Source organism: Crenalkalicoccus roseus (assembly GCF_004761865.1).
Classification (GTDB): Bacteria; Pseudomonadota; Alphaproteobacteria; order Acetobacterales; family Acetobacteraceae; genus Crenalkalicoccus; species Crenalkalicoccus roseus.
The window spans coordinates 1-23,226 of sequence record NZ_SJDM01000003.1; the positions used below are offsets into that span (position 1 = coordinate 1).

At 74.8% G+C, this 23,226-nt stretch carries 21 protein-coding genes; 8 read left to right on the forward strand and 13 right to left on the reverse strand.

Annotated features, from left to right (window positions below; translation table 11 throughout):
- Positions 1 to 631 precede the first annotated feature (631 nt).
- The 3 genes from ET526_RS03885 (at position 632) to ET526_RS03895 (ending at position 4,548) form a co-directional block, all read left to right on the forward strand.
- The gene (locus ET526_RS03885; protein ID WP_275668630.1) at positions 632 to 1,669 is read left to right on the forward strand and encodes an ABC transporter ATP-binding protein; all 1,038 of its coding nucleotides are present in this window, start codon (positions 632 to 634) and stop codon (positions 1,667 to 1,669) included.
- Positions 1,666 to 2,676 carry an ABC transporter ATP-binding protein gene (locus ET526_RS03890; protein ID WP_135466369.1) on the forward strand — a complete coding sequence of 337 codons (1,011 nt, stop codon included), beginning with the start codon at positions 1,666 to 1,668 and terminating at the stop codon, positions 2,674 to 2,676. The genes ET526_RS03885 and ET526_RS03890 overlap by 4 nt, the downstream gene beginning before the upstream one ends.
- Before the next feature lie 105 nt (positions 2,677 to 2,781).
- Entirely contained in the window at positions 2,782 to 4,548 is a 1,767-nt protein-coding gene (locus ET526_RS03895) for a thiamine pyrophosphate-dependent enzyme (protein ID WP_135466370.1), read from the forward strand.
- 183 nt (positions 4,549 to 4,731) lie between these two features.
- Here the strand turns inward: ET526_RS03895 and ET526_RS03900 are convergent, their stop codons facing one another.
- From ET526_RS03900 to phnG, 11 genes are all read right to left on the reverse strand, one after another.
- Positions 4,732 to 5,043: a hypothetical protein gene (locus tag ET526_RS03900; protein ID WP_135466371.1), complete on the reverse strand. Its 312-nt coding sequence runs from the start codon at positions 5,041 to 5,043 to the stop codon at positions 4,732 to 4,734.
- An 84-nt stretch (positions 5,044 to 5,127) separates the two neighbouring features.
- A complete protein-coding gene (locus tag ET526_RS03905) occupies positions 5,128 to 6,918 on the reverse strand; it encodes a gamma-glutamyltransferase family protein (RefSeq protein WP_135466372.1) in 1,791 nt (596 codons plus the stop codon).
- Between the two features lie 70 nt (positions 6,919 to 6,988).
- Entirely contained in the window at positions 6,989 to 7,975 is a 987-nt protein-coding gene (locus tag ET526_RS03910) for a Bug family tripartite tricarboxylate transporter substrate binding protein (protein WP_135466373.1), read from the reverse strand.
- A gap of 149 nt (positions 7,976 to 8,124) precedes the next feature.
- Complete coding sequence (locus tag ET526_RS03915; protein WP_135466374.1) at positions 8,125 to 8,811, reverse strand: DUF1045 domain-containing protein; 687 nt, start codon at positions 8,809 to 8,811, stop codon at positions 8,125 to 8,127.
- Complete coding sequence (locus ET526_RS03920) at positions 8,808 to 9,950, reverse strand: alpha-D-ribose 1-methylphosphonate 5-triphosphate diphosphatase (RefSeq protein ID WP_135466375.1); 1,143 nt, start codon at positions 9,948 to 9,950, stop codon at positions 8,808 to 8,810. The genes ET526_RS03915 and ET526_RS03920 overlap by 4 nt, the downstream gene beginning before the upstream one ends.
- Positions 9,947 to 10,645: a phosphonate C-P lyase system protein PhnL gene (gene phnL / locus ET526_RS03925; protein WP_135466376.1), complete on the reverse strand. Its 699-nt coding sequence runs from the start codon at positions 10,643 to 10,645 to the stop codon at positions 9,947 to 9,949. Before phnL ends, ET526_RS03920 begins: the two co-directional genes overlap by 4 nt.
- Positions 10,642 to 11,418, reverse strand: coding sequence for a phosphonate C-P lyase system protein PhnK (gene phnK / locus ET526_RS03930; protein WP_135466377.1), 777 nt, complete (start codon positions 11,416 to 11,418; stop codon positions 10,642 to 10,644). Before phnK ends, phnL begins: the two co-directional genes overlap by 4 nt.
- Positions 11,415 to 12,257 carry an alpha-D-ribose 1-methylphosphonate 5-phosphate C-P-lyase PhnJ gene (locus ET526_RS03935; protein WP_135466378.1) on the reverse strand — a complete coding sequence of 281 codons (843 nt, stop codon included), beginning with the start codon at positions 12,255 to 12,257 and terminating at the stop codon, positions 11,415 to 11,417. Before ET526_RS03935 ends, phnK begins: the two co-directional genes overlap by 4 nt.
- Positions 12,254 to 13,342 (reverse strand): carbon-phosphorus lyase complex subunit PhnI, encoded by a 1,089-nt coding sequence (locus ET526_RS03940; protein WP_135466379.1) that lies wholly within the window; start codon positions 13,340 to 13,342, stop codon positions 12,254 to 12,256. Before ET526_RS03940 ends, ET526_RS03935 begins: the two co-directional genes overlap by 4 nt.
- Positions 13,342 to 13,929 (reverse strand): phosphonate C-P lyase system protein PhnH, encoded by a 588-nt coding sequence (phnH, locus tag ET526_RS03945; RefSeq protein WP_135466380.1) that lies wholly within the window; start codon positions 13,927 to 13,929, stop codon positions 13,342 to 13,344. Before phnH ends, ET526_RS03940 begins: the two co-directional genes overlap by 1 nt.
- Complete coding sequence (gene phnG, locus ET526_RS03950; protein ID WP_135466381.1) at positions 13,926 to 14,393, reverse strand: phosphonate C-P lyase system protein PhnG; 468 nt, start codon at positions 14,391 to 14,393, stop codon at positions 13,926 to 13,928. Before phnG ends, phnH begins: the two co-directional genes overlap by 4 nt.
- A 67-nt stretch (positions 14,394 to 14,460) precedes the next feature.
- Between phnG and phnF the strand changes: the two genes are divergently transcribed.
- The 3 genes from phnF to ET526_RS03965 all read left to right on the forward strand — a co-directional run bounded on the left by phnF (position 14,461) and on the right by ET526_RS03965 (position 17,215).
- The gene (phnF, locus tag ET526_RS03955) at positions 14,461 to 15,204 is read left to right on the forward strand and encodes a phosphonate metabolism transcriptional regulator PhnF (protein WP_240048242.1); all 744 of its coding nucleotides are present in this window, start codon (positions 14,461 to 14,463) and stop codon (positions 15,202 to 15,204) included.
- A 2-nt stretch (positions 15,205 to 15,206) separates the two neighbouring features.
- A complete protein-coding gene (locus tag ET526_RS03960) occupies positions 15,207 to 16,346 on the forward strand; it encodes an alpha-D-ribose 1-methylphosphonate 5-triphosphate diphosphatase (protein ID WP_135466382.1) in 1,140 nt (379 codons plus the stop codon).
- A 95-nt stretch (positions 16,347 to 16,441) separates the two neighbouring features.
- Positions 16,442 to 17,215 (forward strand): SDR family NAD(P)-dependent oxidoreductase, encoded by a 774-nt coding sequence (locus ET526_RS03965; RefSeq protein ID WP_135466383.1) that lies wholly within the window; start codon positions 16,442 to 16,444, stop codon positions 17,213 to 17,215.
- Positions 17,216 to 17,224: 9 nt separating this feature from the next.
- On the opposite strand, the gene ET526_RS03970 is transcribed toward ET526_RS03965, so the two are convergent.
- Complete coding sequence (locus ET526_RS03970; protein WP_135466384.1) at positions 17,225 to 18,217, reverse strand: Bug family tripartite tricarboxylate transporter substrate binding protein; 993 nt, start codon at positions 18,215 to 18,217, stop codon at positions 17,225 to 17,227.
- 320 nt (positions 18,218 to 18,537) lie between these two features.
- On the opposite strand from ET526_RS03970, the gene ET526_RS03975 reads away from it, so the two are divergent.
- Positions 18,538 to 19,125 carry a transglycosylase gene (locus tag ET526_RS03975; protein WP_240048243.1) on the forward strand — a complete coding sequence of 196 codons (588 nt, stop codon included), beginning with the start codon at positions 18,538 to 18,540 and terminating at the stop codon, positions 19,123 to 19,125.
- A gap of 96 nt (positions 19,126 to 19,221) precedes the next feature.
- Entirely contained in the window at positions 19,222 to 19,644 is a 423-nt protein-coding gene (locus tag ET526_RS03980) for a response regulator (RefSeq protein WP_135466385.1), read from the forward strand.
- 161 nt (positions 19,645 to 19,805) lie between these two features.
- Here ET526_RS03980 and ET526_RS03985 read toward each other — a convergent pair whose 3' ends face one another.
- Positions 19,806 to 23,009, reverse strand: coding sequence for an autotransporter domain-containing protein (locus ET526_RS03985; protein ID WP_135466386.1), 3,204 nt, complete (start codon positions 23,007 to 23,009; stop codon positions 19,806 to 19,808).
- Positions 23,010 to 23,226 lie beyond the last annotated feature (217 nt).

A 23,226-nucleotide genomic window follows, 5' to 3' on the forward strand; every position in this document is an offset into this window, starting at 1 on the left:
GCGGCGGAGAGCGCCGCCCACTTCTTCCGCGCCGCCGGCTGCTGCGCGCCCGCCGACCGCGGGGACATCGAGGCGGTGCGCCGACGCGTCAATGGCGGCACGCTGGGGCTTGAGGACGTGCGCCGGCGCTATCTCGCGATGCAGCAGCTTTAGTGCTGGGCGGCGTTCTGTTTCTGCACAAGATCAGCCGCCGCCTTTAGAATTTTCAGGGCGGCGTCCTTGCCGGCGGCATCGGTGATGTGCAGTGTCACCCAGGCTTCGGGATCACGCTTTCGTGAGGCGGCCGGCGCCCGTTCGCGCGGCCGGGCACCAGGGGACGAAACGCCGACAACTGCCCCCCGCGACGCGAAAGTTGTATCGTAAGCCATTGAAAAAGGCCGATATCACATAATCATCACGAATATGGCGCGCATCGGCGTCGCATTCCCCTCTCCGGACGGCCACGGGGCCGCGGCCGGGGATGGTGCCCGGCGGCGCGCCGCCTGGCTACCCGGCCCGTTCCTGCCGCCTGCGCGTGCGCGCCGGGCCGGCGCTGCACAGCCGGCGGGCAGGCGGTGCCCGCCCGGCGGATGAAGGCCGCGGCCCAAGGCGTGGCATGGACCTTGCTGTCCTCTGTGTCATGATGCGTCCCATGACCGATGACCGAGGCGGTCCGGCCCAGCCCCTGCTGGCGCTGCGCGACCTGAGGAAGCACTTCCCCATCCGGGGCGGCCTGTTCGGCGGCGCCGTCGCCACCGTGCGCGCCGTGGACGGCGTCAGCTTCGCGGTGCGCAAGGGCGAGACGCTCGGCATCGTCGGCGAGTCCGGCTGCGGCAAGTCCACCACCGCGCGGCTGCTGATGCGCCTGCTCGACCCCGATTCCGGGGAGATGGTGTTCGACGGCGAGCCGGTCGGGGTGAGCGCCCAGGCGGGCGGCATCACGCTGAAGGAGTACCGCCGCCAGGTGCAGATGGTGTTCCAGGACAGCTACGCCTCGCTCAATCCCCGCCTGCCGATCGAGGACAGCATCGCCTTCGCGCCGCGCGTGCACGGCGTGCCGGCGAGGGAGGCGCAGGAGCGGGCGCGGGAACTGCTCGCCGCCGTCGGCCTCTCGCCGGCGCAGTTCGCCCGCCGCTACCCGCACGAGCTCTCGGGCGGGCAGCGCCAGCGGGTGAACATCGCCCGCGCCCTGGCGCTGCGCCCGCGGCTGGTGATCCTGGACGAGCCGGTTTCCGCCCTCGACAAGAGCGTCGAGGCGCAGGTGCTGAACCTGCTGCTGGACCTGAAGGAGAAATTCGGCCTCACCTACGTCTTCATCAGCCACGACCTGAACGTGGTGCAGTACATCAGCGACCGGGTGCTGGTGATGTATCTCGGCATCATCGCCGAGCAGGGGCCGGTGGAGGCCATCTACGACCGCCCGGCGCACCCCTACACGCGCGCGCTGCTCGCCAGCCGCCCCTCCATGGACCCGGCGCGGCGGCGCACCGAGCCGCCGCTGACCGGCGACCCGCCCAACCCGGTCAACCCGCCCTCGGGCTGCCGCTTCCGCACGCGCTGCCCGCATGCCGAGGCGGTGTGCGCGGATCGGGTGCCGGCCCCGGCCGATCTCGGCGGCGGGCACGAGGCGGCCTGCCACATGGCGGTTCCGGGCAGCGGCCACAGCCAGGCGGGGAGGCTCGCGGCATGAGCGAGGTGATGGACCGCGCGGCCGTGGCGGCGGCCGGCGCCGCGCCGCTGGTGCGGCTGCGTGACCTGCATGTGCGCTTCGTCACCCGCGACCGCACGGTGCACGCGGTGAACGGCGTGGACATGGACCTCGCCCCGGGCGAGGTGCTGTGCATCCTGGGCGAATCGGGCTCCGGCAAGTCGGTGACGCTGCGCGCGCTGATGCGGCTGCTGCCCCGCACCGCCAAGGTGGAGGGCCGGATCGAGGTCGCCGGGCGCGACGTGCAGGCGATGACCGAGCGCGAGCTCGCCGATTTCCGCGGCGGCGACGTGGCGATGATCTTCCAGGAGCCGATGACGGCGCTCGACCCCGTCTTCACCATCGGCCGGCAGATCGCCGAGACGGTGGAGCGGCACGAGGGCGTCTCCCGCCGCGCCGCCGAGGCGCGGGCGCTGGAGCTTCTGGAGCTGGTGCAGATCCCCTCGGCGAAGCGCCGCCTCTCCGCCTATCCGCACGAGCTGTCGGGGGGCCTGCGCCAGCGCGCGATGATCGCCGTGGCGCTGGCCTGCCGGCCGAAGCTGCTGCTGGCCGACGAGCCGACCACCGCGCTCGACGCCACGGTGCAGATCCAGGTGCTGCTGCTGCTGCGCAGTCTGCAGGAGCAGATGGGCATGGGGGTGATCTTCGTCACCCACGACCTCGGCGTGGCGGGCGAGATCGCCGACCGCGTGGCGGTGATGTACGCCGGCAAGGTGGTGGAGGAAGGGCCGGTCGGGGCGATGATGCGGGCGCCGCTGCACCCCTATCCGAAGGGGCTGCTCGGCGCCACGGTGCATGCCGGGCTGCGCGGCCGGCGCCTCACCACCATCCCCGGTGCGCCGCCGAGCCTGGAGACGCTGCCCGCCGGCTGCGCCTTCGCCCCGCGCTGCCCGGAGGCCGAGCCCGCCTGCACCGCCGACGACCCGGCGCCGCGTCGGCCGGCGCCGGACCGCATGGCGCGCTGCATCAAGGTTCCGGGGCGCGCATGACGCCGCGCGCCGCGCCGTCGGCCGCGTTTTCCACGCCGAGGCGCTGACACCGCGCCCGGAAATGCTCTAGACCTCTTCCCCGGCGCAGCGGAACGGGAGGAGCGGATGGCGGCAGTGCGGAAGCCGGAGGCGCGGCTCGGCGGACATATCCTGGCGGATGCGCTGGTGGCGCAGGGCGTCACCCACGCCTTCTGCGTGCCGGGGGAGAGCTATCTCGATCTGCTGGACGGTCTCTACGCGCGGCGCAACCGCATCCAGCTCGTCACCTGCCGCTTCGAGGCGGGCGCGGTGCACATGGCGGAAGCCTACGGCAAGCTCACCGGGCGGCCCGGCGTCGCCATCGTCACCCGCGGCCCCGGCGCCTGCCATGCCAGCATCGGCGTGCATGTCGCCTTCCAGGATTCGACGCCGCTCGTGCTGATCGTCGGCCAGATCCCGTTCGAGGAGACCGACCGCGAGTCGTTCCAGGAGGTGGATTACCGCCGCATGTTCGCCCCGCTCGCCAAGTGGGTGACGCAGATAGACGACGCGGCGCGCATCCCGGAGCTGATGGCGCATGCCTTCGACGTCGCCGTCAGCGGCCGCCCCGGACCGGTGGTGGTGGCGATCTCCGAGGAGATGCAGAGGAGCATGGCGACGGTGCCCGACATCGGCCCGCCGCCGGTGCTGCCCGCCCATCCCGCGCCGGAGGCGCTGCCGCGGCTGATGGAGATGCTCGGGCGGGCGCGGCGCCCGCTCGCGGTGCTCGGCGGCAGCCGCTGGAGCGCGGAGGGGCGCGCGGCGATCCACGACTTCCTGGTGGCGAACGACCTGCCCGTGGCCGTCTCCTTCCGCCGCCAGGGCCTGTTCGACGGCACGCATTCCAACTATGTCGGCGATCTCGGTGTCGGCGCCGACACGACGCTGGTGGCGAAGGCGAAGGAGTGCGACCTGTTCCTCGCCATCGGCACCCGCCTCGGCGAGCCGGTCAGCCAGGGCTACACGCTGTTCGACATGGCCGGCGGCACGCCGATCGTGCACGTCCATCCCGAGCCGTCGGAGATCGGCCGCGTCTACCGCCCCGCTCTCGGCATCGTCTCCGACCTCAACGCCTTCGCCCTGGCGGCGAAGGCGACGCGGCCGGTGGAGCGGCCCGCCTGGTCCGGCTGGCGGGCGGAGCTGCGCGCGGCGCGGGAGGCGCAGGCGAGGGTGCCCGACTACGACGGGCCGCTGAACCTGGCCGCGGCGCTGCAGGAGCTCGAGCGCATCCTGCCGCCGGACACCATCTTCACCACCGACGCCGGCAATTTCGCCACCTGGCCGACGCGCTTCATGCACGTCTCCGAGGGGCAGGAATTCCTCGGCCCCACCAACGGCGCCATGGGCTACGGCGTGCCGGCGGCGATCGGGGCGAAGATCGTGCATCCCGAGCGCACCGTGGTCTGCTTCGTCGGCGATGGCGGCTTCCTGATGACGGGGCAGGAGATCGCCACCGCCTTCCACCATTCCGTCGCGCCGATCATCCTGGTCTTCAACAACCAGATGTACGGCACCATCCGCATGCATCAGGAGCGCACCTATCCCGGCCGCGTCTCCGGCACCTCCCTGACCAATCCGGATTTCGCCCGCTTCATCGAGAGCTTCGGCGGCCATGGGGAGGTGGTGGAGCGCACCGAGGACCTGGTGCCCGCCTTCCGCCGGGCCGAGGCCAGCGGCAGGCCGGCGGTGATCGAGGTGCGGATGAACCCGGAGCAGGTGACCAACCGCGCCACCATCGCCCAGCTTCGCGAGCAGGCCCGCAAGGCCGCCGAGGGCGCGGCCGCCGGCGCCAGGGCGCCCGCCCAGCCGGCGCGGGTGCCGGTACCCCGCCGCACCGCGCCCAGGCCGCGCTGAAGGGGGCGGAAGCGGCCTGAAGGCGCCTCCAGGCCGCCGGCATGAGGGCGCTACGGCGTGATCCGCCTGGACGGATCACGCTTCCGCCCTTCATCGGGCGGCCGGTTCACCGCTCCGGCGCGCCTGCCTCCGCGGATCAGGCGCCAGGGCATGGTCCGTTCGCCCTGGCGCACGGCATCCGCTCTACCGCGGCGCCGGCTCCGCCACCGCCGCGTCGCGGCGCCTCGGCGCGTCCTGGCGGCGCGTCGCGTCCGCGCGCTGCTGGCGCGTCATGCCGTTCCAGGCGCGGCGGGCCTCCTCAGGCGGCAGGGGCGGCTTGCCCTCCCCGGCGAGGCGCCGCTGCACCATGCGGCGTTGCTGGGGGGTCATCTCCTCGAAATTGAGCGTGCTGAGCCGACGCCGCTTCGGCGGCGCCGCGGCGGGCGGGGCACCCTGGGCGAGGGCGGGGAGGGGAAGCAGAATCAGGGACAGGCGGAGAAGGGTGCGTCGGCGCATGACTCGCATCCGTTGGGACCGGCGCGGCAGCCTGCCTCCGCCCCGTGATGCGGACAACTTAAACGCGTGTAGCCTTTCGCGCGCTCAGCGCCCCACCGCGTAACCCTGCATGCCACGCGGATTGGCGCCGGCGAGGATCTGCCCGTCGGCTTCCCGCCGCACGCCGGTGAGGCGGCCCTCGGACCACTCGCCGCCCGTCTCCGCGCGGTGGCCGCGCGCCTGCAGGGCCGCAAGCACCTCGGCCGCGAAGCGGCCCTCGATCACCACCTTGCCGGGCTTCGCGCCGCGCGGCCAGAAGCTGCTGATCCAGTGCTCGGAATGGAAGCTCGGCAGGTCGATCGCCTGCTGGATGCCGAAGCCATGGTCCAGCATGCGCATCAGCATGATCGGCTGCCACTGGTCCTGCTGCTCCCCGCCCGGCGTGCCGAAGCTCAGCCAGGGACGCCCCTCGCGCAGCACCAGGGAGGGGGAGAGGGTGGTGCGCGGCCGCTTGCCCGGGGCGAGGCCGTTCGGCAGCGACTCGTCGAGCCAGAACATCTGGCAGCGGCTGCCGAGGCAGAAGCCGAGGCCGGGGATGGCGGGGGAGGATTGCAGCCAGCCCGCCGAGGGCGTGGCGCTGACGCAATTCCCCCAGCGGTCCACCACGTCCACATGGCAGGTGTCGCCGCCGGAGGCGCCGAGGCGCGACAGCGTGGGCTCGCCGGTGCCGGCGGCCATTGCCATCTCCTCGGCGCGCCGCGCCGCGGCGGCGTAGTCGGGAAGGCGCGGCGTCCGGCCGTCGGGGCTGCCGGGGCGGAACTCCAGCGAGGCCGCCTCCCCGATCAGCCGCCGCCGCGCCTCCGTGTAGCCGGGCGAGAGCAGCGCGCGCATCGGCACCTCCACGAAGGCCGGGTCGCCGTAGAAGGCCTCGCGGTCGGCGAAGGCGAGCTTCATCGCCTCCACCGCCGTATGGACGAACTCCTCCCCGACCGGGTCCATCGCGGCGATGTCGAAGCCCTCGAGCAGCGCCAGGGTCTGCAGCATGGCGGGGCCCTGGCTCCAGGGGCCGCATTTCAGCACGGTGTGGCCGCGGTAGTCGTGGGCGAGCGGCGCCTCCACCGTCGCGCGCCAGCCCGCCATGTCCTCGGCGGTCAGCAGCGCGTGGTGGCGGCGGCCGGAAGTGTCGAGGGCGGCGAAGGAGCGGCCGAAGCGGTCGATCGCCTCGGCGACGAAGCCGCGGTACCAGGCGTCGCGCGCGGCCTCGATCTGCGCCTCGCGGTCGCTTCCGACGGCCTCGGCTTCGCGCACCAGGCGCTCGTAGGTGTCGGCGAGCGCGGGGTTGGCGTAGAGGCCGCCCGGCTCCGGCCCGCCGCCGCGCAGCCACAGCGCGGCGGAGGAGGGCCAGGCCTGCTCGAAGAGCGGGCGCACCGTCTCGATCGTCGCGCGCACGCGCGGCACCATGGGGGCGCCGTGGCGGGCGTAGCCGATCGCGAATTCCAGCACCTCGCGCGGCCGCCACGTGCCGTGGTCGCGCAGCATCAGCATCCAGGCGTCGAAGGCGCCGGGGACGGGGGCGCAGAGGAAGCCCGTGCCGGGCACGAGGTCGAGGCCGAGCTCGTCCCGCAGCTTCGCCACCGTCATCGCACGCGGCGCCGGACCCTGGCCGCAGATCACCATCTGTCGGTCGAGCCGCGCGCTGTGCAGGATGATGGGGCAGTCGCCGCCCGGCCCGTTCAGGTGCGGCTCCACCACCTGCAGCGTGAAGCCGGCGGCGCAGGCGGCGTCGAAGGCATTGCCGCCGCGCTCGAGCACCGCCATGCCGACCTGGCTGGCGATCCAGTGGGTGGAGGCGACGGCGCCGAAGGTGCCGGCGATCTCGGGCCGGGTGGTGAACATCTCTGTCTCCCTGGTCGCGCAGGCGGATGGGGCTGGGCGACGGGGCGGTACGGCGCCCGTGCCTCCAGGGTCAGTCCACCGTCGCGCCGGAGCGGCGGACCACCTCGCGCCAGCGTTCGATGTCGCGCCGGTGGATCTCCCGGAACGCCTCGGGCGTGGTCGCGGCGGGCGGCGTGATGCCCTGCGTCTCGATCAGCCAGCGCCGGAACTCCGGCTCGGCGATGATGCGGTTCACCTCGGCATTCATGCGGCGCTGGATCGGCTCCGGCAGGCCGGGGGGCGCGAACAGGGCGTACCAGGTGCTGCTTTCGAAGCCCGGCAGGCCGCAGGCCTCCTCGACCGTCGGGATCTCGGGCAGCGCGGGGACGCGGTCGCGGGTGGTGACGGCAAGGCCGCGCACCTGGCCCTGGCGAATCGCGGCGATGGCGGGGCCGGTCTGGTTGAAGAACAGGTCCACGTCCCCGGCCAGCAGCGCGCCCATCGCGCCGGGCTGCCCGCGATAGGGGATGTGCGTGATCTCTATGTTCGCCGCCGCCGCGAATTGCGCGCCGGCGAGATGCGTGGAGGCGCCGTTGCCGGTGGAGGCGTAGTTCAGCGCGCCGGGCCGGGCGCGGGCGGCGGCGATCAGGTCCTGGCAGGTCCGGTATTGCGGCCGCTTCTCCGGATTCACGGTGAGCACGTTCGGCACGTCGCCGAGCAGCGCGACATGCGTGACGTCCTGGAAGGGGTCGAAGGGCAGGGTGCGGTAGAGGCTGGCATTGATCGCGTGCGTGCCGGCGGTGCCGAACAGGAACAGGTAGCCGTCCGGACGCGCCTTGGCGACATGGTCGGAGGCGATGTTGCCGCCGGCGCCGGTGCGGTTGTCCACCACCACCGGCACGCCGAGGGCGCGGGAGAGCGGCTCGGCAAGCTTCCTTGCGTAGATGTCCACGCCGGAGCCGTTGGGGAAGCCGCCCATGATGGTGATCGGGCGGCTGGGCCAGACGTTTTGGGCAAGGGCCGTGCCGGGCAGGGCCATGGCGGAGGCGAGTGCGAGGAGTGCGCGACGGCGCATCATGCGGTGATCTCCTTCCTGTCCGGTCCGGCCTGACAGAGGATTGTAGTGCGCCGCCTTCCCGCGATGAACGCGCTTTCTCCCGGGAATGCCCGTCCCGCGGGCCCTCGCCCACGGGCTCGGCACGGGGGAATCCCGCCGGCGATGCCGTGTCAACGGCCACCCCGCAGCGGCAGGCGGCGCACGATCCGGAAGGGGGCGCCGGGCGCGGGCTGGACGAAGAGGCAGATCGAGGCCACCCGCCGCATCCGCGCCGCCGCCGCGCCGAGATGCGCGGTGACGGCAGGCAGGACCGCGGCGCGCTCCTCCGCCGACAGCCGCCGCGTCAGGGTGATGTGGAAGTGCCATTCGTCGAAGACATAGGGGTAGCCCCAGCGCGCCAGCAGCGTCTCCTGCGCAGGGGTGAGGCCCGCCTGGCGGCGGCGGGCGAGTTCCGCCTCGGCCGGCGGCGCGCGGCAGGCGTCGAGCGCCTCCACGCAGGCGTCGGCCAGGACGCGCAGGGCGGGGCAGGGCGCGGTCTCGCGCAAGGCGAGGAAGCCGGAAAGGTCCCGTACCGCCAGCGGCGGCAGGTCGAAGGGGGCGAGGCGCGCCGCCAGCGCCTCGGCCGCCGCCGCCACCGCCGCCGGCTCGCGGGCCGGGCGGAAGGGCGGCTTCAGCGTGGCGTGCAGCCCGTAGAGGCGCGGATCGGCCGTGATCTCCGCGATGTCCAGGGCCGGCAGGCGCGGCTGCGGCAGCGCCGCCCCCGTCTCCGCGTCCCGCCCCAGCCAGGCGGAGCCGAGGGCGTGCAGCGGGTCCTCGCGCTCCGGCGCCCAGTAGAGGGCGAGGCGATGGACGGTCATGCCACCCGCTCGCCCCCCCGCCAGACGCGCCGCACCACCGGCAGCGCGCCGAGCGGCCGCACCTGCGCGAGATCCGCGCGCAGCCCCGGCGCCAGCCGCCCCCGATCCTCGAGCCGCGCCATGCGCGCCGGGCGGTCGGTGATCATCGCCACCGCCGCGTGCAGGGCGATGCCGGCCTCCGCCGCGCAGCGCCAGGCGGCCTCGATCAGGGAGGCGGGAACGTAGTCGCTGGCCAGCGCGTCCACTGCGCGCTCCCGCACCAGGTCGGCGGCGGCGACGTTGCCGGAATGGCTGCCGCCGCGGACGATGTTCGGCGCACCGGCGACCACCGCCACGCCGAGCCCGGCGGCCGCCTTCGCCGCCTCCATCGCCACCGGGAATTCGCTGATGCGGATGCCGTCGGCGGCGTTGCGCGCCACCTGCTCCGGCGTCTCGTCGTCGTGGCTGGCCAGCGGCAGGGCGCGGTGCGCGATGCGGTCGAGCAGCCAGCGCCGCTGCGGTTCGCGCAGCCGGGCGCGCCGCTCCAGCAGCTCCCGGATGCGGGCTTCCACCTCGGCCTCGGTCATGTCGCGCTGGCGCCTGCGCAGCGCGCGGTAGCGGTCGAGGTCGCGGTACTGGCCGACGCCCGGGGAGTGGTCCATCAGGCTCACCATCCGCACCCGCGGATGGTCGGCGAGGACATCCAGCGCGGGCACCATGTCCGGCGCCGGCAGTTCGCAGCGGAGGTGCAGGAAATGCTCCGCCTTCAGCAGCCCGGTGCCCCCGAGCGCGTCCAGATCCTCCACCCCCTCGCGGCAGGTCCGGCCGCGGCCGGGGTCGAAGCCGAGATCGCCGAGGCAGAGCGCGTCCAGCACCGTGGTCACCCCGGCGGCGGCGCATTGCGCGTCATGCGCCAGCAGGGCGGAGCGGCTGGGCCAGCGCGCATTGGCGCGCGGCATCACCTGGCGCTCCAGATTGTCCGTGTGCAGATCCACGATGCCCGGGATCAGGTGGTCGCCCTCCAGGTCGAGCGCGGCGGGAAGGCGGGAGCGGCCCGGCTGCAGCTCCGCGATCCGCCCGTCGCGCAGCACCAGCGTGCCGGGCAGGACCTCCCCCGGCAGCACCAGAAGGGCGTTGGTGAGGATGGTCTCGGGGCTCATGCGGCGTTCGGCAGGGGTTGCACCTTGAAGACGCGGTCGGCGACGCGGCCGCGCACCTCGGCATCGTGGAAGATGCCGATGACGGCGGTGCCCGCCGCCTTCGCCTCCTCGATCATGGCGATGACGACGGCACGGTTGGCGGCGTCGAGGCTGGCGGTGGGCTCGTCCAGCAGCAGCACCGGATAGCCCGGCGCGAAGCCGCGCGCCAGGTTCACGCGCTGCTGCTCCCCGCCCGAGAAGGTGGCCGGCGGCAGGCCCTGCAGCCGCGGCGGCAGGTTCAGCCGGGCGAGCAGCGCCGCGGCGCGCCGCCGCGCCGCCTCCGGCGCCATGCCGCGGGCGAGCAGCGGCGCGGCCACGATGTCGAGCGCCGGCACGCGCGGGATCGCCCGCAGGAACTGGCTGACATGGCCGAGCGTCTCGGTCCGCACCTCGCGCATCAGCCGGGCGTCCGCCCGGGCGATGTCCAGCATCGCCCCGCGGTGGCGCAGCCAGATGCGGCCGCCGCCGGCGCCGTAATTGCCGTAGAGGCAGCGCATCAGCGTGGACTTGCCGGCGCCGGAGGGGCCGGCGAGGGCGACGCACTCACCGGGCGCCACGGCGAGGTCCACGCCCTCCAGCACCGGCAGGCGCACCCCGCCCTGCAGGTGCAGGGTGAAGCTCTTGCACAACCCTTCCGTGCGCAGCGCCGCGCTCATGCCGCGAGCACCGAGGAGACGAGAAGCTGCGTGTAGGGGTGCTGCGGGTCGTCCAGCACGCGGTCGGTGAGCCCTTCCTCCACCACCCGCCCGTGGCGCATCACCAGCAGGCGGTGCGCCAGCAGCCGCGCGGCGGCGATGTCGTGCGTGACCAGCAGCACGGCGAGGCCGAGATCGGCCACCAGCGCCCGGATCAGGTCGAGCAGGCGCGCCTGCACCGAGACGTCGAGGCCGCCGGTCGGCTCGTCCATGAAGACGAGGCGCGGATGCGTCACCAGGGTGCGCGCGATCTGCAGCCGCTGCTGCATGCCGCCGGAGAATTTCGCGGGCGGGTCGTCCATGCGCGCGGGGTCGATCTCCACCCGCCGCAGCCAGGCGGCGGCCTGCGCGCGGATGGCGCCGTAATGGCGCGCGCCGGCCGCCATCAGCCGCTCGCCGACATTGCCGCCGGCGGAGACGCCCATGCGCAGCCCGTCGCGCGGGTTCTGGTGCACGAAGCCCCAGTCGCTGCGGTGCAGGCGGCGGAGCGCCGCCTCGCCCATGCCGTGCACCTCCCGCGCCTCGCCCGCGGGATCGCGGTAGAGCACGCGCCCGGCCTGCGGCCGCGCTAGGCCGGAGAGCACGCGCAGCAGCGTGGTCTTGCCGGAGCCGGATTCGCCGACGATCGCCACCACCTCCCCCGGCCACACCGCGAGGCTGACCCGGTCGAGGGCGGGGATCGCGCCGAAGCGCAGCGACAGCCCCTCGGCCTCGAGCAGCGGCGCGGCGCTCATCCCGCCGCCTCCCGGCGCTGGCGGCACCAGTCGGTGTCGGAGCAGAGGAACATCCGCCCGCCGCGGTCGTCGGTCACCACCTCGTCCAGGTAGCTCTCGCGCGAGCCGCAGAGCGCGCAGGCGGCCTCGGCGCGCGGCGGGCGGAAGGGGTGGTCCTCGAAGTCGAGGCTGCGCACCTCCGTATAGGGCGGCACGGCGTAGAGGCGCTTCTCCCGCCCCGCGCCGAAGAGCTGCAGGGCCGGCATGCGGTGCATCTTCGGATTGTCGAAGGCCGGGATGGGGGAGGGGGCCATCAGGTAGCGCCCGTTCACCATGACCGGATAGTTGTAGCTGATGGCGATGTGGCCGTGCCGGGCGATGTCCTCGTAGAGCTTCACCTGCATCAGTCCGTAATCCGCCAGCGCGTGCATCCGCCGCGTTTCGGCGACGCGCGGCTCCAGCCGGAACAGCGGCTCCGGCATCGGCACCTGGTAGACCAGGATCTGGCCCTCGCGCAGCGGCGTCTCGGGGATGCGGTGCCTGGTCTGGATGATCGTCGCCTCCGCCGTGCGCTCGGTGGTGGCGACGCCGGCGACGCGGGCGAAGAAGCGGCGGATGGAGACGGCGTTCGTGGTGTCGTCCGCGCCCTGGTCTATCACCTTCAGGGTGTCGTCGGGGCCGATGACGCTCGCCGTCACCTGGATGCCGCCAGTGCCCCAGCCATAGGGCAGGGGCATCTCGCGCGAGCCGAAGGGCACCTGGTGGCCTGGGATCGCCACCGCCTTCAACAGGGCGCGGCGGATCATCCGCTTGGTGTTCTCGTCGAGATAGGCGAAGTTGTAGCCGGGGGCGGCGCTCACTCCGCCGCCTCCCGCGCCGCCTCGGCGGTGCGGCGCATCGCGCGCAGCTTCTCGAGCTCGCTCTGGAAGTCCACGTAGTGCGGCAGCTTCAGGTGCTCGACGAAGCCGGTCGCCTCGACGTTGTCGCAGTGGTAGAGCACGAATTCCTGATCCTGCGCCGGCGCCGCCGCCTCCTCGCCCAGCTCGGCGGCGCGCAGCGCGCGGTCCACCAGCGCCATCGCCATCGCCTTGCGCTCGCAATGGCCGAACACGAGGCCGTAGCCGCGGGTGAACTGGGGCGGTTCCGTCCGCGAGCCGGCGAACTGGTTGACCATCTGGCACTCGGTCACGGCGATGTCCCCGATCTCGACCGGAAAGCCGAGTTCGGGCGGGGCGAATTCCACCGCCACCTCGCCCATGCGGAGTTCGCCGACGAAGGGGTGGGCATTGCCCCAGCCGCGCTGGGTCGAGTAGCCGAGGGCGAGCAGGAACCCCTCGTCGCCGCGCGCCAGCGCCTGCAGGCGCAGCGGACGGTCGGCGGGGAAGGCAAGGGGCTCGCGCGTCAGGTCCGGCGGCTCGGCCTCCGAGGGCGTCTCGCGCGCCATCAGCCCCTCCTGCGCCAGGATGGCGGTGACCCGCGGCATCGGCGCCTCCTCCGCCGGTGCCCGCGGCGCGGGGGGCGGCGGCGCGGCGCCTTCGGCGGCGAGGGCGAAGTCGAGCAGGCGGTGGGTGTAGTCGAAGGTCGGGCCCAGCACCTGCCCGCCCGGCAGGTCCTTATAGGTGGCGCTGATGCGCCGGATGGGGCGCATCGCCCCGGTGTCGAGCGGCGTGCTGGCGCCGAAGCGCGGCAAAGTGGTGCGGTAGGCGCGCAGCAGGAAGGCAGCCTCGATCAGGTCGCCCCGCGCCTGCTTCACCGCCAGCGCGGCGAGGCCGCGGTCGTGGCAGGAGCCTTCCGCCATCACCCGGTCCACCGCGAGGGAGAGCTGCTGCTCGATCTGCGCCACGGAGAGTTCCGGCACCGCCGGGTCGCCGCGCCGCAGCTCGTCCAGCCAGGCGTGGGCGCCGGCGATCGCCCGCTCCCCACCCTTGACCGCGACATAGGCCATCAGCCCTGCTCCCCGATCGTCACCGTGCGGGGCAGCGCCGCAACGCGCACGCCGGCGCAGAGGATCACGTCCACCCCGCGCGGGAAGCGGCGGCGGTTGGCCGCCCATTGGGCGAGGAAGCCCTCCGGCAGCCCCGCCACCGCCAGCCGGTGCTCCCGCTCGATCCCGGGGCCGGAGAGGCGCCAGCCGGCGCCTTCCTCCAGCGCCGCCACCTGCAGGATCAGGGTGGCGGAGCGGTGCGGCTCCTCCTCGGTGCCGGCCTCCAGCGCGTCGAGGGCCGGCGGGGCACCGGTGGCGAGGGCGAAGGCCGCCGCGCCCGGCTCCGCCACCAGCGGGCAGCCGGCGTGGAAGCGCGCCCAGGCCTCCGCCGCCGGCCCGGCATCGAGCCAGACCGGCGCGTCGGCGTCGGCGAGGGTGAGCAGCACGGCGGCGGCGGCGGGGCCGAGCGGGGCGGGCGGCGCGGCGGGGGCGGGCAGGGAGCGCACGCGGCCAGGGCGGCTCATCGCCTCCAGCAGCGCGCGGAAGCAGCGCTGCGCCTCCGTCGCCGGCGCGGCGAAGCCGGGGGAGAGGGGCGGGGCCAGGCTCATCGCATCGTCGCCATAGTGAGGAACTCCACCCGCGTCGCCGCCGCCCTGGCGGCGCGCTCGGCCCGGCGCCGCGCCTCGGCCTCGGCCAGCGGGGCGATCACCGCCCGCAGCAGCGCCGGGCGCCGCGCCGGGTCCTGCAGCGCGGCGTCCAGCAGGGCAGCGAGTTCCGCCTGCCACGCATCCCGCCCCGCGACATAGGCGTGGCCGACCCGCCCATCCTCGAGGGCGACGGAGCAGCGGGTGACGGTCATCTCGCCGAGGTTGAAGGGAGCGCCGTCGCCGCCCTGGCGGCCGCGCACCATCACCAGCCCGGTCTCCGGCCCGCGCAGCCGCCGGTGCGGCGGCAGCGGCGGCAGGGGGGCGAGAAGGGCGGCGATGGCCTCGCCGCTGGCGCGGGCGAGGACGCCCATCCAGCGCCGGCGCGCCTCTTGCTCGGTCGCCGCGGGGGGGAGGGATGCGTCCATGGACATCTAGACGAGTAGATGATGCCCCTGCTAAGCGTCAAGCAGGATGCCCCATGGATCCCCTTCCGTGCGTGAAGCCCCGATGACGGCGCCGGTCGCCCGCGGCCAGGGCGTCGCGCTCTGGCGGCAGATCGCAAGCCAGGTCGAGCGGGAGATCACCGCCGCCGGGCGCAGCCCGGGCGAAAGGCTGCCGACCGAGGCCGAGCTCTCCGCCCGCTTCGGCGTCAACCGCCACACCATCCGCCGCGCCATGGAAAGCCTGGAGACGCGCGGCCTGATCCGCATCGAGCAGGGACGCGGCAGCTTCATCGCCGAGGACGTGCTGGACTATCCGCTCGGCCCGCGCACCCGCTTCTCCGAGACCATCCGCCGGCAGAACCGCGAACCGCAAGGCCGCCTGCTGCGCGTCGCCGAACAGCCCGCCGAGGTGCCGGTGGCGGAGGCGCTGCGCCTGCCCCCCGGCCATCCCGTGGTGGTGGCGGAGCGGCTCGGCCTCGCCGACGGCCGTCCGGTCGTGCTGGGCACGCACTACTTCTCCGCCGCCCGCTTCCCCTCCATCGCGGCGCTGCTGGCGGAAGACCCCTCCATCACCCGCGCCCTGGCGCGCTCCGGCCTGCCCGACTACCGCCGGCACGTCACCCGCATCACCGCGCGGATGCCGACGCCGGAGGAGGCGGGGCTGCTGCAGCAGTCGCGCTCGCGTCCCGTCCTGGTGACCGAGGCGGTGAACCTCGACCCGCGGGGCGCGCCGGTGGAGTTCGGCGTCGCCCGCTACGCCGCCGCGCGCGTGCAGCTCGTGGTCGAGAGCTGACCATGCGCTTCCGGATCCTGGGCGGCCGCGTCCTCGCAGGCGACCGGCTGGAACCGGCCGAGCTCGCCCTCGACGGAGGCCGCATCGTGGAGGTGCCGTCGGCCGGGGCGCGCTGCCTCGACGCCACGGGGCTCCTGGTGCTGCCCGGCCTCGTGGACATCCACGGGGACGCGCATGAGCGCGCCCTGCAGCCGCGGCCGGGCATCGGCTTCCCGGCCCCGCTCGCGCTGCGCGACACGGCGGCGCAGCTTCTCGCCGCCGGCATCACCACCGCCTATCTCGGCGTCACCCTGTCCTGGGAGCCCGGGCTGCGCTCGCTCGAGGCCTGGCGCGCGCTGATGGCGGCGCTCGACGGGCTGCGGCCGCGGCTCGCGCCCGACCTGCGCATCCATCTCCGCTTCGAGGCCGACAACCTGGACGCGCTGGAGGACGCGCTGGCGGACATCGCCGCGGGGCGGGTGCATCTGGTCGGCTTCAACGACCACACGCCGCCCATCCTCGCGCGCATGGGCGACGCGCGGCAGGTGGCGAAATACGCCGGCCGCGCCGGCCTCTCGCCCGAGGAGTACCGCACGCTGGTCGGGCGCGTCGCCACCCGGCGGGGCGAGGTGTCGGAGGCGCGCCGGCGCCTTGCCGCGGCGGCCGCGGCGGCCGGGCTGCCCATGCTGAGCCACGACGACGCTACGCCGGAGGACCGCGCCCTCTACCGCGCGCTCGGCGCCCGCATCTGCGAGTTCCCGATGAGCGAGGCGGTGGCCGAGGAGGCGCGCGCGCATGGGGAGGCGGTGGTGATGGGCGCGCCCAACGTGGTGCGCGGCGGCAGCCACCTCGGCTGGGCCAGCGCCGCGCCGCTCGCCGAGCGCGGGCTGGTGACGGTCCTGGCCAGCGACTACCACTGGCCCTCGATGCTGGAGGCGGCCTTCGCGATGGCCGCGCGCGGCACGCTCGGCCTGCCGGCGGCCTGGGCCCTGGTCTCGGCCAATCCCGCCGCCGCGCTGGGCCTCGAGGATCGGGGCGCGCTGCTGCCGGGCCGGCGGGGCGACGTGGTGGTGGTGGATCCGGAAGGTCCCTCCGTGGTGGCGACCTTCTGCGCCGGCCGCCTCGCCCATCTCGGCGGGGAGGGCGTGGCGCGCCTCGGCTGAGGCGCCGCGCCGGCTGGCGGGCGCGGCGGGGAGGGTGCAGTCTGGCCGCGGCACGCCGCCACCGGCGCGCGGCGGCACGGAGCGGGAGGACAGCGATGCCCTACAGGCCCTTCGACCTGACCGGGCGTGTGGCCCTGGTGACCGGCGGCAATGGCGGCATCGGCCTCGGCATGGCGACGGCGCTGGCCGAGGCCGGCGCCGATGTCGCGATCTGGGGCACCAACGAGGCGAAGAACGCCGCCGCCAGGGCGGCGCTGGAGGCCACCGGGCGGCGCATCCTGGCGCTGCGCTGCGACGTCTCCGAGGAGGCGCAGGTGGAGGAGGCCTTCGCCGAGACGCTGCGCGCGCTCGGCCGCGTGGATGGCTGCTTCGCCAATGCCGGCGTCTCCGGCGGCCGCTCCGGCCCCTTCCTCGAGCGCACGAAGGAGGAGTGGGACCGGGTGCTGCGGGTGAACCTCACCGGCGCCTTCCTCACCTTCCGCGCCGCGGCGCGCCACATGAAGGAGCGCGGCGGCGGCGGCGCGCTGGTCGGCACCGCCTCGCTGGCGGCGATCGAGGGCGCGGCGCGCAACGAGCATTACGGCGCCTCCAAGGGCGGCATGACGGCGATGATCCGGGCCCTGGCGGTGGAGCTGGCGCGCTACGGGATCCGCGCCAACGCCATCCTGCCCGGCTGGATCGAGACGGAGATGACGGCGCGCTCGATCGGCGACGAGAAGTTCGCCGGCAACGTGCTGCCGCGCATCCCGATGCGCCGCTGGGGCCGCGGCGCCGATTTCGGCGGCATCGCCGTCTACCTGATGAGCGACGCCGCCGCCTACCACACCGGCGATTCGATCGTGATCGACGGCGGATACTCGCTGTTCTGACCGCCCCGCTCAGCCGAGGCCGAGGCGGCGCGCCAGCTCGCGGTAGAGGGCGACCTGGTTGGCGACGAACTCCCGCGTCTCCGCCGGGCCGAGCAGGCGGGGGAGGGAGCCGACGCGGCGCGTCGCCTCCAGCCAGGCGGAATCCCCGGCGAGGCCGGCGAGGGCGCCGGTCCAGGCCGCGATCACCGGCTCGGGCAGGCCGGGCGGACCGAACAGGGCATTCCAGCCGGAGATCTGCGTCAGCGCCTCCACCCCCGCCTCCTTCGCGGTCGGCACCCCGGGCAGGGAGGGCAGGCGCTCCCTGGTGGAGACGACGAGGGCGCGCAACTGCCCGCCGGCGATGGCGCCGATCGTGTCGGAGAGGTTGTTGCCGATGAAGTCCACTTGGCCGCCGAGCAGCGCCGCCACCGCCTCGCCGCCGCCGCGGAAGGGGATGGCGATGCCGGCATCGATCGGCAGCCCGGCGGTGGCGAAGAGATGGCGCACGCCGAGATCGAGGATGGTGGCGGGGCCGGTGGTGGCGAAATTCACCACCCCCGGATGGTCGCGCAGGGTGGCGAGCAGCTCCTGCAGCGTCCGCCACGGCGCGTCGGCGCGCACCGCGACGACGTAGGGATTCTCGTCGAGCAGCCCAAGCATGGTGAAGCCGTCCCAGGCATAGGGGGTGCGCGGGTCGGTGGCCGGCAGGATCGCCGCCGAGGCGATGCGCGCGAGCAGCAGCGTGTAGCCGTCCGGCCGCGCGCGCGCGACGTGCAGCGTGCCGATCGCGCCGGAGGCGCCGGTGCGGTTCTCGACCACGATGGTGGCGGCGGGGTTGGGCAGGTGGCGTGGCGCGTGCGCGGCGAGGGTGCGGGCCGCGATGTCGGCCGCGCCGCCGGCGGAGAAGGGGGCGACCAGCACCACCGGGCGGTCCGGATAGGCGCCCGGCGAGGCCGCGGCCGCAAGCGGCAGCGCCAGCGGCGGCAGGGCACCCAGCAGGTGGCGGCGCGTCAGGCCTCGCATGCGGATCCTCCCGGTGATGGAGGCGGCATCCTGCGCGGCGCGGGGGGGCGGACGCCAGCGGGATCGGCGAGGCGGAACGGTTGCCCTTCGGCCCGCGCGCTGCTACCGCCGAAGCCATGACGTCCGCGAACGGAACGCCGGCGGATGCCCGCCGGCGCCCCTCAGCGGCGTCCCGTGGCGCAAAAGCGCGGGGCGCCCTCCCACCAGGGCCCGGAGACCGTGCCGCCCGATCGCGGGCCGGCCGGGCGGTGCTCCTCGCAGGCATCCTCCTCGCATCGCTGCCCCTTGCCGCCGGCGGCCCCGCCCTGGCGAGGGACCCCGTGCGGCTGCCCGACGCGCCGCACGAATTGCTGCCGCCCCCCCGCGGCGGGCCGGTCGCGTCCTCTCCGCGCCTCGCCTGCCTCGACGCGGCGCGGCGCGCGGAGGAGGTGCACGGGCTGCCGCCCGGCCTCATGGTGGCGATCGCGCTGTCCGAGAGCGGGCTGCACGCCCACGCCCTCAACATCGGCGGCCGCGCGCACTATCCCGAGAGCGCGGCGGCGGCACGCTCGCTGCTGCGCGCCGCGCCGCGGGGCGTTCCCGTCATGGCCGGCTGCGTGCAGGTGAATGCGCGCGTGCACGCGGCCGAGGCCGACTGGCCGCTGGATCCGGTCCGCTCGGCGGACTGGGCGGGCGGGGTGCTGCGGCGCTGGTATCTTGAGACGGGAAGCTGGGCGGAGGCGCTGCGCCGCTGGCATGGCGGCTCTCCCGCCACCGCGGCGCGCGCCCTCTGCCGCATCCGCGCCAAGCTGGAGGCGGTGCAGCCTGGCGCCACGCTGCTCTCCGGCCTGCGCTGCAGCGGCACCGAGATGGCGCGGATCCGCCAGGACGGGGCCGCCCTGTTGGAGGTGGCGGAAGCGCCGCCCTGACGCGCCCGCCGCGGCGCGTCACGGAGGTGTCACCCGCGCGCGGCGCAACGCCGCCCGGAACCGCGCCTTCCCAATGCGGAGGCAGGGAATCCCGTGATGCAGCCGAGCGCGCCGATACTCCTGGTCGTCGAGGACGATTTCCTGGTCCGCCTCACCCTGGTGGACGGGCTCACCGAAGGCGGCTTCGAGGTGGTGGAGGCGGGCGATGCGCAGGCCGCGCTGGCGGTCCTGTGCGAGCGGCCTGACATCGTCGCGATGCTGACCGACATCAACCTTCCCGGCGGCACCGACGGCTTCGCCCTGGCACATGCGGCGCGCGTGCTGCGCCCGGACCTGCCGGTGATCTACACCTCCGGCCGCTACGGCACGCTGGAGAACGGGAAGACCGTGGAAGGGGCGCGCTTCCTGGCCAAGCCTTTCACTCCCGCCTTGGCCTGCACGGCGATCCGCAACCTGCTGTCGGAGCAGCGGCAGCACGGTCTGCCGCAACAGGACTGCAAGGCGGCCTCGCATCCCTGATGCCGGTGGCGTCGTCGGGCACATCCGCCGCCCCCTCCGGTGAGGATGCCGTGCGGACCAGGCGCCGGAACAGGTGAGGACGCCGGCATTCCGGAAGGCCGAAGCCCTCGCCGCGCGCCCTCTCCCGCGCCCGTCCGGCGGCGGGAACCCGGCCGGTCCCGTCACCAGCGCAGGCGAAGGCCGCCGGTGATCGCCTGGGAGGTGGCGTTCTCGCGCAGATCGGCGGCATAGCTGGCATAGAGCGCCAGCCCACCCCGCAGGCCGAGGGTCAGCCCGGCCCCGGCGAGCAGCGCGTCGCGTCCGGGCCTGCTGCTGCGGACCTGGAAGCGCGCCGCCGGCGCGCCGAGGAAGGCGGCCTCGGTCGCCGTGGTCACCTCCGCGAAGTCATGCGCCCAGCCGAGACGGAAGGAGGGGGTGAGGCTCACACCCTCGCGCAGCGCCAGGGGCTTCTCCACCCGCGCGGTGAGGGTGCCGCGCAGGCTGGTCAGCGTGTCGCCCTGCACCGAGAGGCCGAGGCTGCCCGCGCCCCGCTCGGTCGCGCCGTCGCGCGACAGCCGGTCGAGGCGCAGCCCCGCCGAGGGCTCCAGCCGCCAGCCGCCCACCTCCAGCACCGTGCCGAAGCGCCCGCCGGCGCCGAAGGCGCCGCCCTCCGCCCTGGCCCGCGCCGTGCGTGCGAAGGCGCCGAGTTCGCGGCGCACCGTGTCGCTGCTCCAGGCGCCGCCGAGCTGCGCCTCGGCGAACAGGCCGCGCGGCCCGAGCCAGGCGCCGTAGGCGCCGAGGTGCAGCGCCTCGGCATCGGCATGGCCGCCGGCGCGGGAGGTGACGCGGCCCGCGCTGTAGCCCATGGCCGCGCCGGCCAGCCAGCCGGGGCCGAGGCGCACATCGCCGCCCACCGCCACGCCGCTGGTGCCGGCGCTGTAGCCCGGCGCGCCGGCGGCATGGCCGACGCGCTGCGCCGGCTGGCCGAGGGCGCGGATCCAGGCGCTGCCGCCGCGGACCCTGGCGCTGGCCGCCTCCGTCCCGGCCGGGCTCCGCCAGCCGCGGGCGGCGGCGATCTGCTCCTCCACCGCGCCGGCGAAGAGCCGCCGCGCCTCCACCCCGGCGAGGAGGGCATCGCCGTAGATCGTGCCGGAGAGGCTGTCGAGCGTGCCGCCGAGCGCCGCCGGATCGAGGCGGTAGAGCGGATCGAAGACCGCCGCCGTGGGGGCGTCCGGCCGTACGCCGGCGGCGGGGCGGAAGGCCTCGAGGCCGCGGCCGACCGCCGCCTGGTTTGGCGTCTGCGCCAGCCCGGCGGCGCCGAGATCGGCGTAGGAGGCGGGCGTCACCGCCAGGGTCAGCGCGGTCGGCGCGTACAGCGCGTCGAGGCGCGCGCCGGCGGGCAGGCCGGCGGCGGGCTGCGCCAGACCGGCGAAGGAGCCCTGCACGCCGCCCTCGGCCTCCACCACGGTGAAGCGCTGCCCGAGGGCCGGGGTGAAGCTGTTGGTCGCCGGGGGGCTGATGCCGCGCAGCACCGGCACCAGCAGGCCGCCCGCGGTGAAGGCGTTGCCGGCGCCGATCACCAGCACGCGGTCGAAATTGCCCGCGCCCGCCCCGGTGCCCGGCCCGTCCAGCTCCAGCACGAGCTGCGCGGTGGGGAGCAGGGTCACCGGCGCGGCGAAGGTCAGGGTGCCGGGCGAGCCGCCGGGCGCCAGCACGCCGGCGAGGAGGGTGGGCGCCGCGATCATGCCGGTGCCGCCGAGGTAGCCATGCGGGCCGACGGCGAGGGAAGGCAGGTGGAGGCCGCCATCCACGCGCAGCTGGCCACCGCCGAGCGTCAGCCCGCCCGTGCCGGTGACGGTGCCGAGCAGGCGCAGCTCCCCCGCGCCCCGCTTGGCCAGCGCCCCGTCCAGCGTGACCGGCCCGGCCAGCGCCACCTCGAAGCCGTTGGTGTCCACCGTCCCGCCGGCGAGGGCGACCAGGAAGGGCCGGCCGAGCGAGAGCGCCGCCAGCGCCTGCAGCGTGCCGGCGGAGAGGGTGAGCGCGCCGCCCGGCGCGCCGAGCGCCGAATCGGCGGCGATGCGCAGCGTGGCGCCGCCGGTCACCAGCGTGCCGCCGGCGTAGCTGTTGCGCCCGGTGAGGGTCAGCGCCCCGCGGCCGGTGACGGTGAGGCCGCCCGGCCCGTCGATGTCGTTGGAGAAGGTGGCGGCGTGGCCCCTCAGGTCGGCGAGGAATCCGCCCTCGATGAAGCGGGCCGGCCCCTGCACGGCGCGGCCGGCGTCCAGCATCCCCCAGCCATAGATCTCGGTCGGGCCGATCGGGCGGGCGGTGGTCAGGATCGTCTGCTGGAGGTTGTAGGCGCTCATCCAGGGGAAGGCTTCGAGCACCAGCGCCACCGCCCCGGCCACCGTCGGCGCGGCCATGGAGGTGCCGCTCAGGCGGACATAGCCGCGGCCTCCCGCCTCGGCCGAGTAGATGCCCTCATTCTCCTGGTCGTCGCCTCCCCCCGGGGCGGTCAGGCACCAGGCGGCGGCGATTCCGCAGGCATTGGCGTAGTCGGCGCGCACGCCGTCCGGACCCGTCGAGGTGACGGCGAGCCAGTTGCGGGCGAATTCGGGGAACAGCACCGGGATGCCGGGCTCCGGCCCCACCTGCATCCGGTAGTCGTTGGAGGCGGCGAAGACCAGCAGCACGTCGCGCGCCACGGCCTCGGCATAGGCGGCGACCAGGACGGGGTTCTGCGCCTCGTAGAGCGCGCGGGTGTACTGGTCGATCATGCGTGCCTGGGGGCCCTCGGCCTCCAGGCCCCAGCTGTTGTTGATCACCCGCACGCCCCGGCCGGCGAGGTAGCTGATCGCATGAGCGAGGGTGGTGCCGTCGGCCGCGGAGGGCAGGATGGGGTCCGGCCCGTCGTCATCGTCGTCATCCCCGAAGGCGGAGAGGACGGCCAGACGGGCGTTGAAGGCGACGCCATGCATCCCGATGCCATCGCGCCGGGCGGCGATGATGCCCGAGACGTGCGTGCCATGGCCCTCATCGTCCCGCAGCGCGGGAATGCCGATGACGGGCGGGATCCGGCCGAAATCGCCGCCGATGCGCACCGCGCCGCGGAACTCCGGATGGGCGGTGTCGAGCCCGGTGTCGATCACGCCCACGGTCACGCCGGCGCCGGTGTAGCCGCGCGCATAGGCCTCGGCGGCGTTGATCATGTCGAGGCCATACTGCGCCCGGTATTCGGGCGTGCGCCAGGCATCCTGCGCCGCGGCGGCGCCGGGCAGGCCGGAGAGGAAGGTTGCGGCGAGCAGCAGCGCCGCCGGGCTCCGCCGCGATGGCGCGGCACGCGCCGGAAGGGGCGCGCGGCCCGGCTTGCCTGGAAAGAAGAGGAGCATTTCGTAACCTTGGATAGATTATTCGTTCACAATATATATTTAAGGTTGAGAACTGGTAGCCCCCTTGGAGGATCGACGGACGTTTCGCCGCCCGTGCGCCCATGGGGCGCGAAGGCCACGTGCCAACCGGCCGCCGATCCGCAAGCGGCGCAGGCACAGCCCGGCCGCACCGGGCGGCGCGGTCAAATGCGCCGGAAGCCCCGTTGACGGAGGCGGG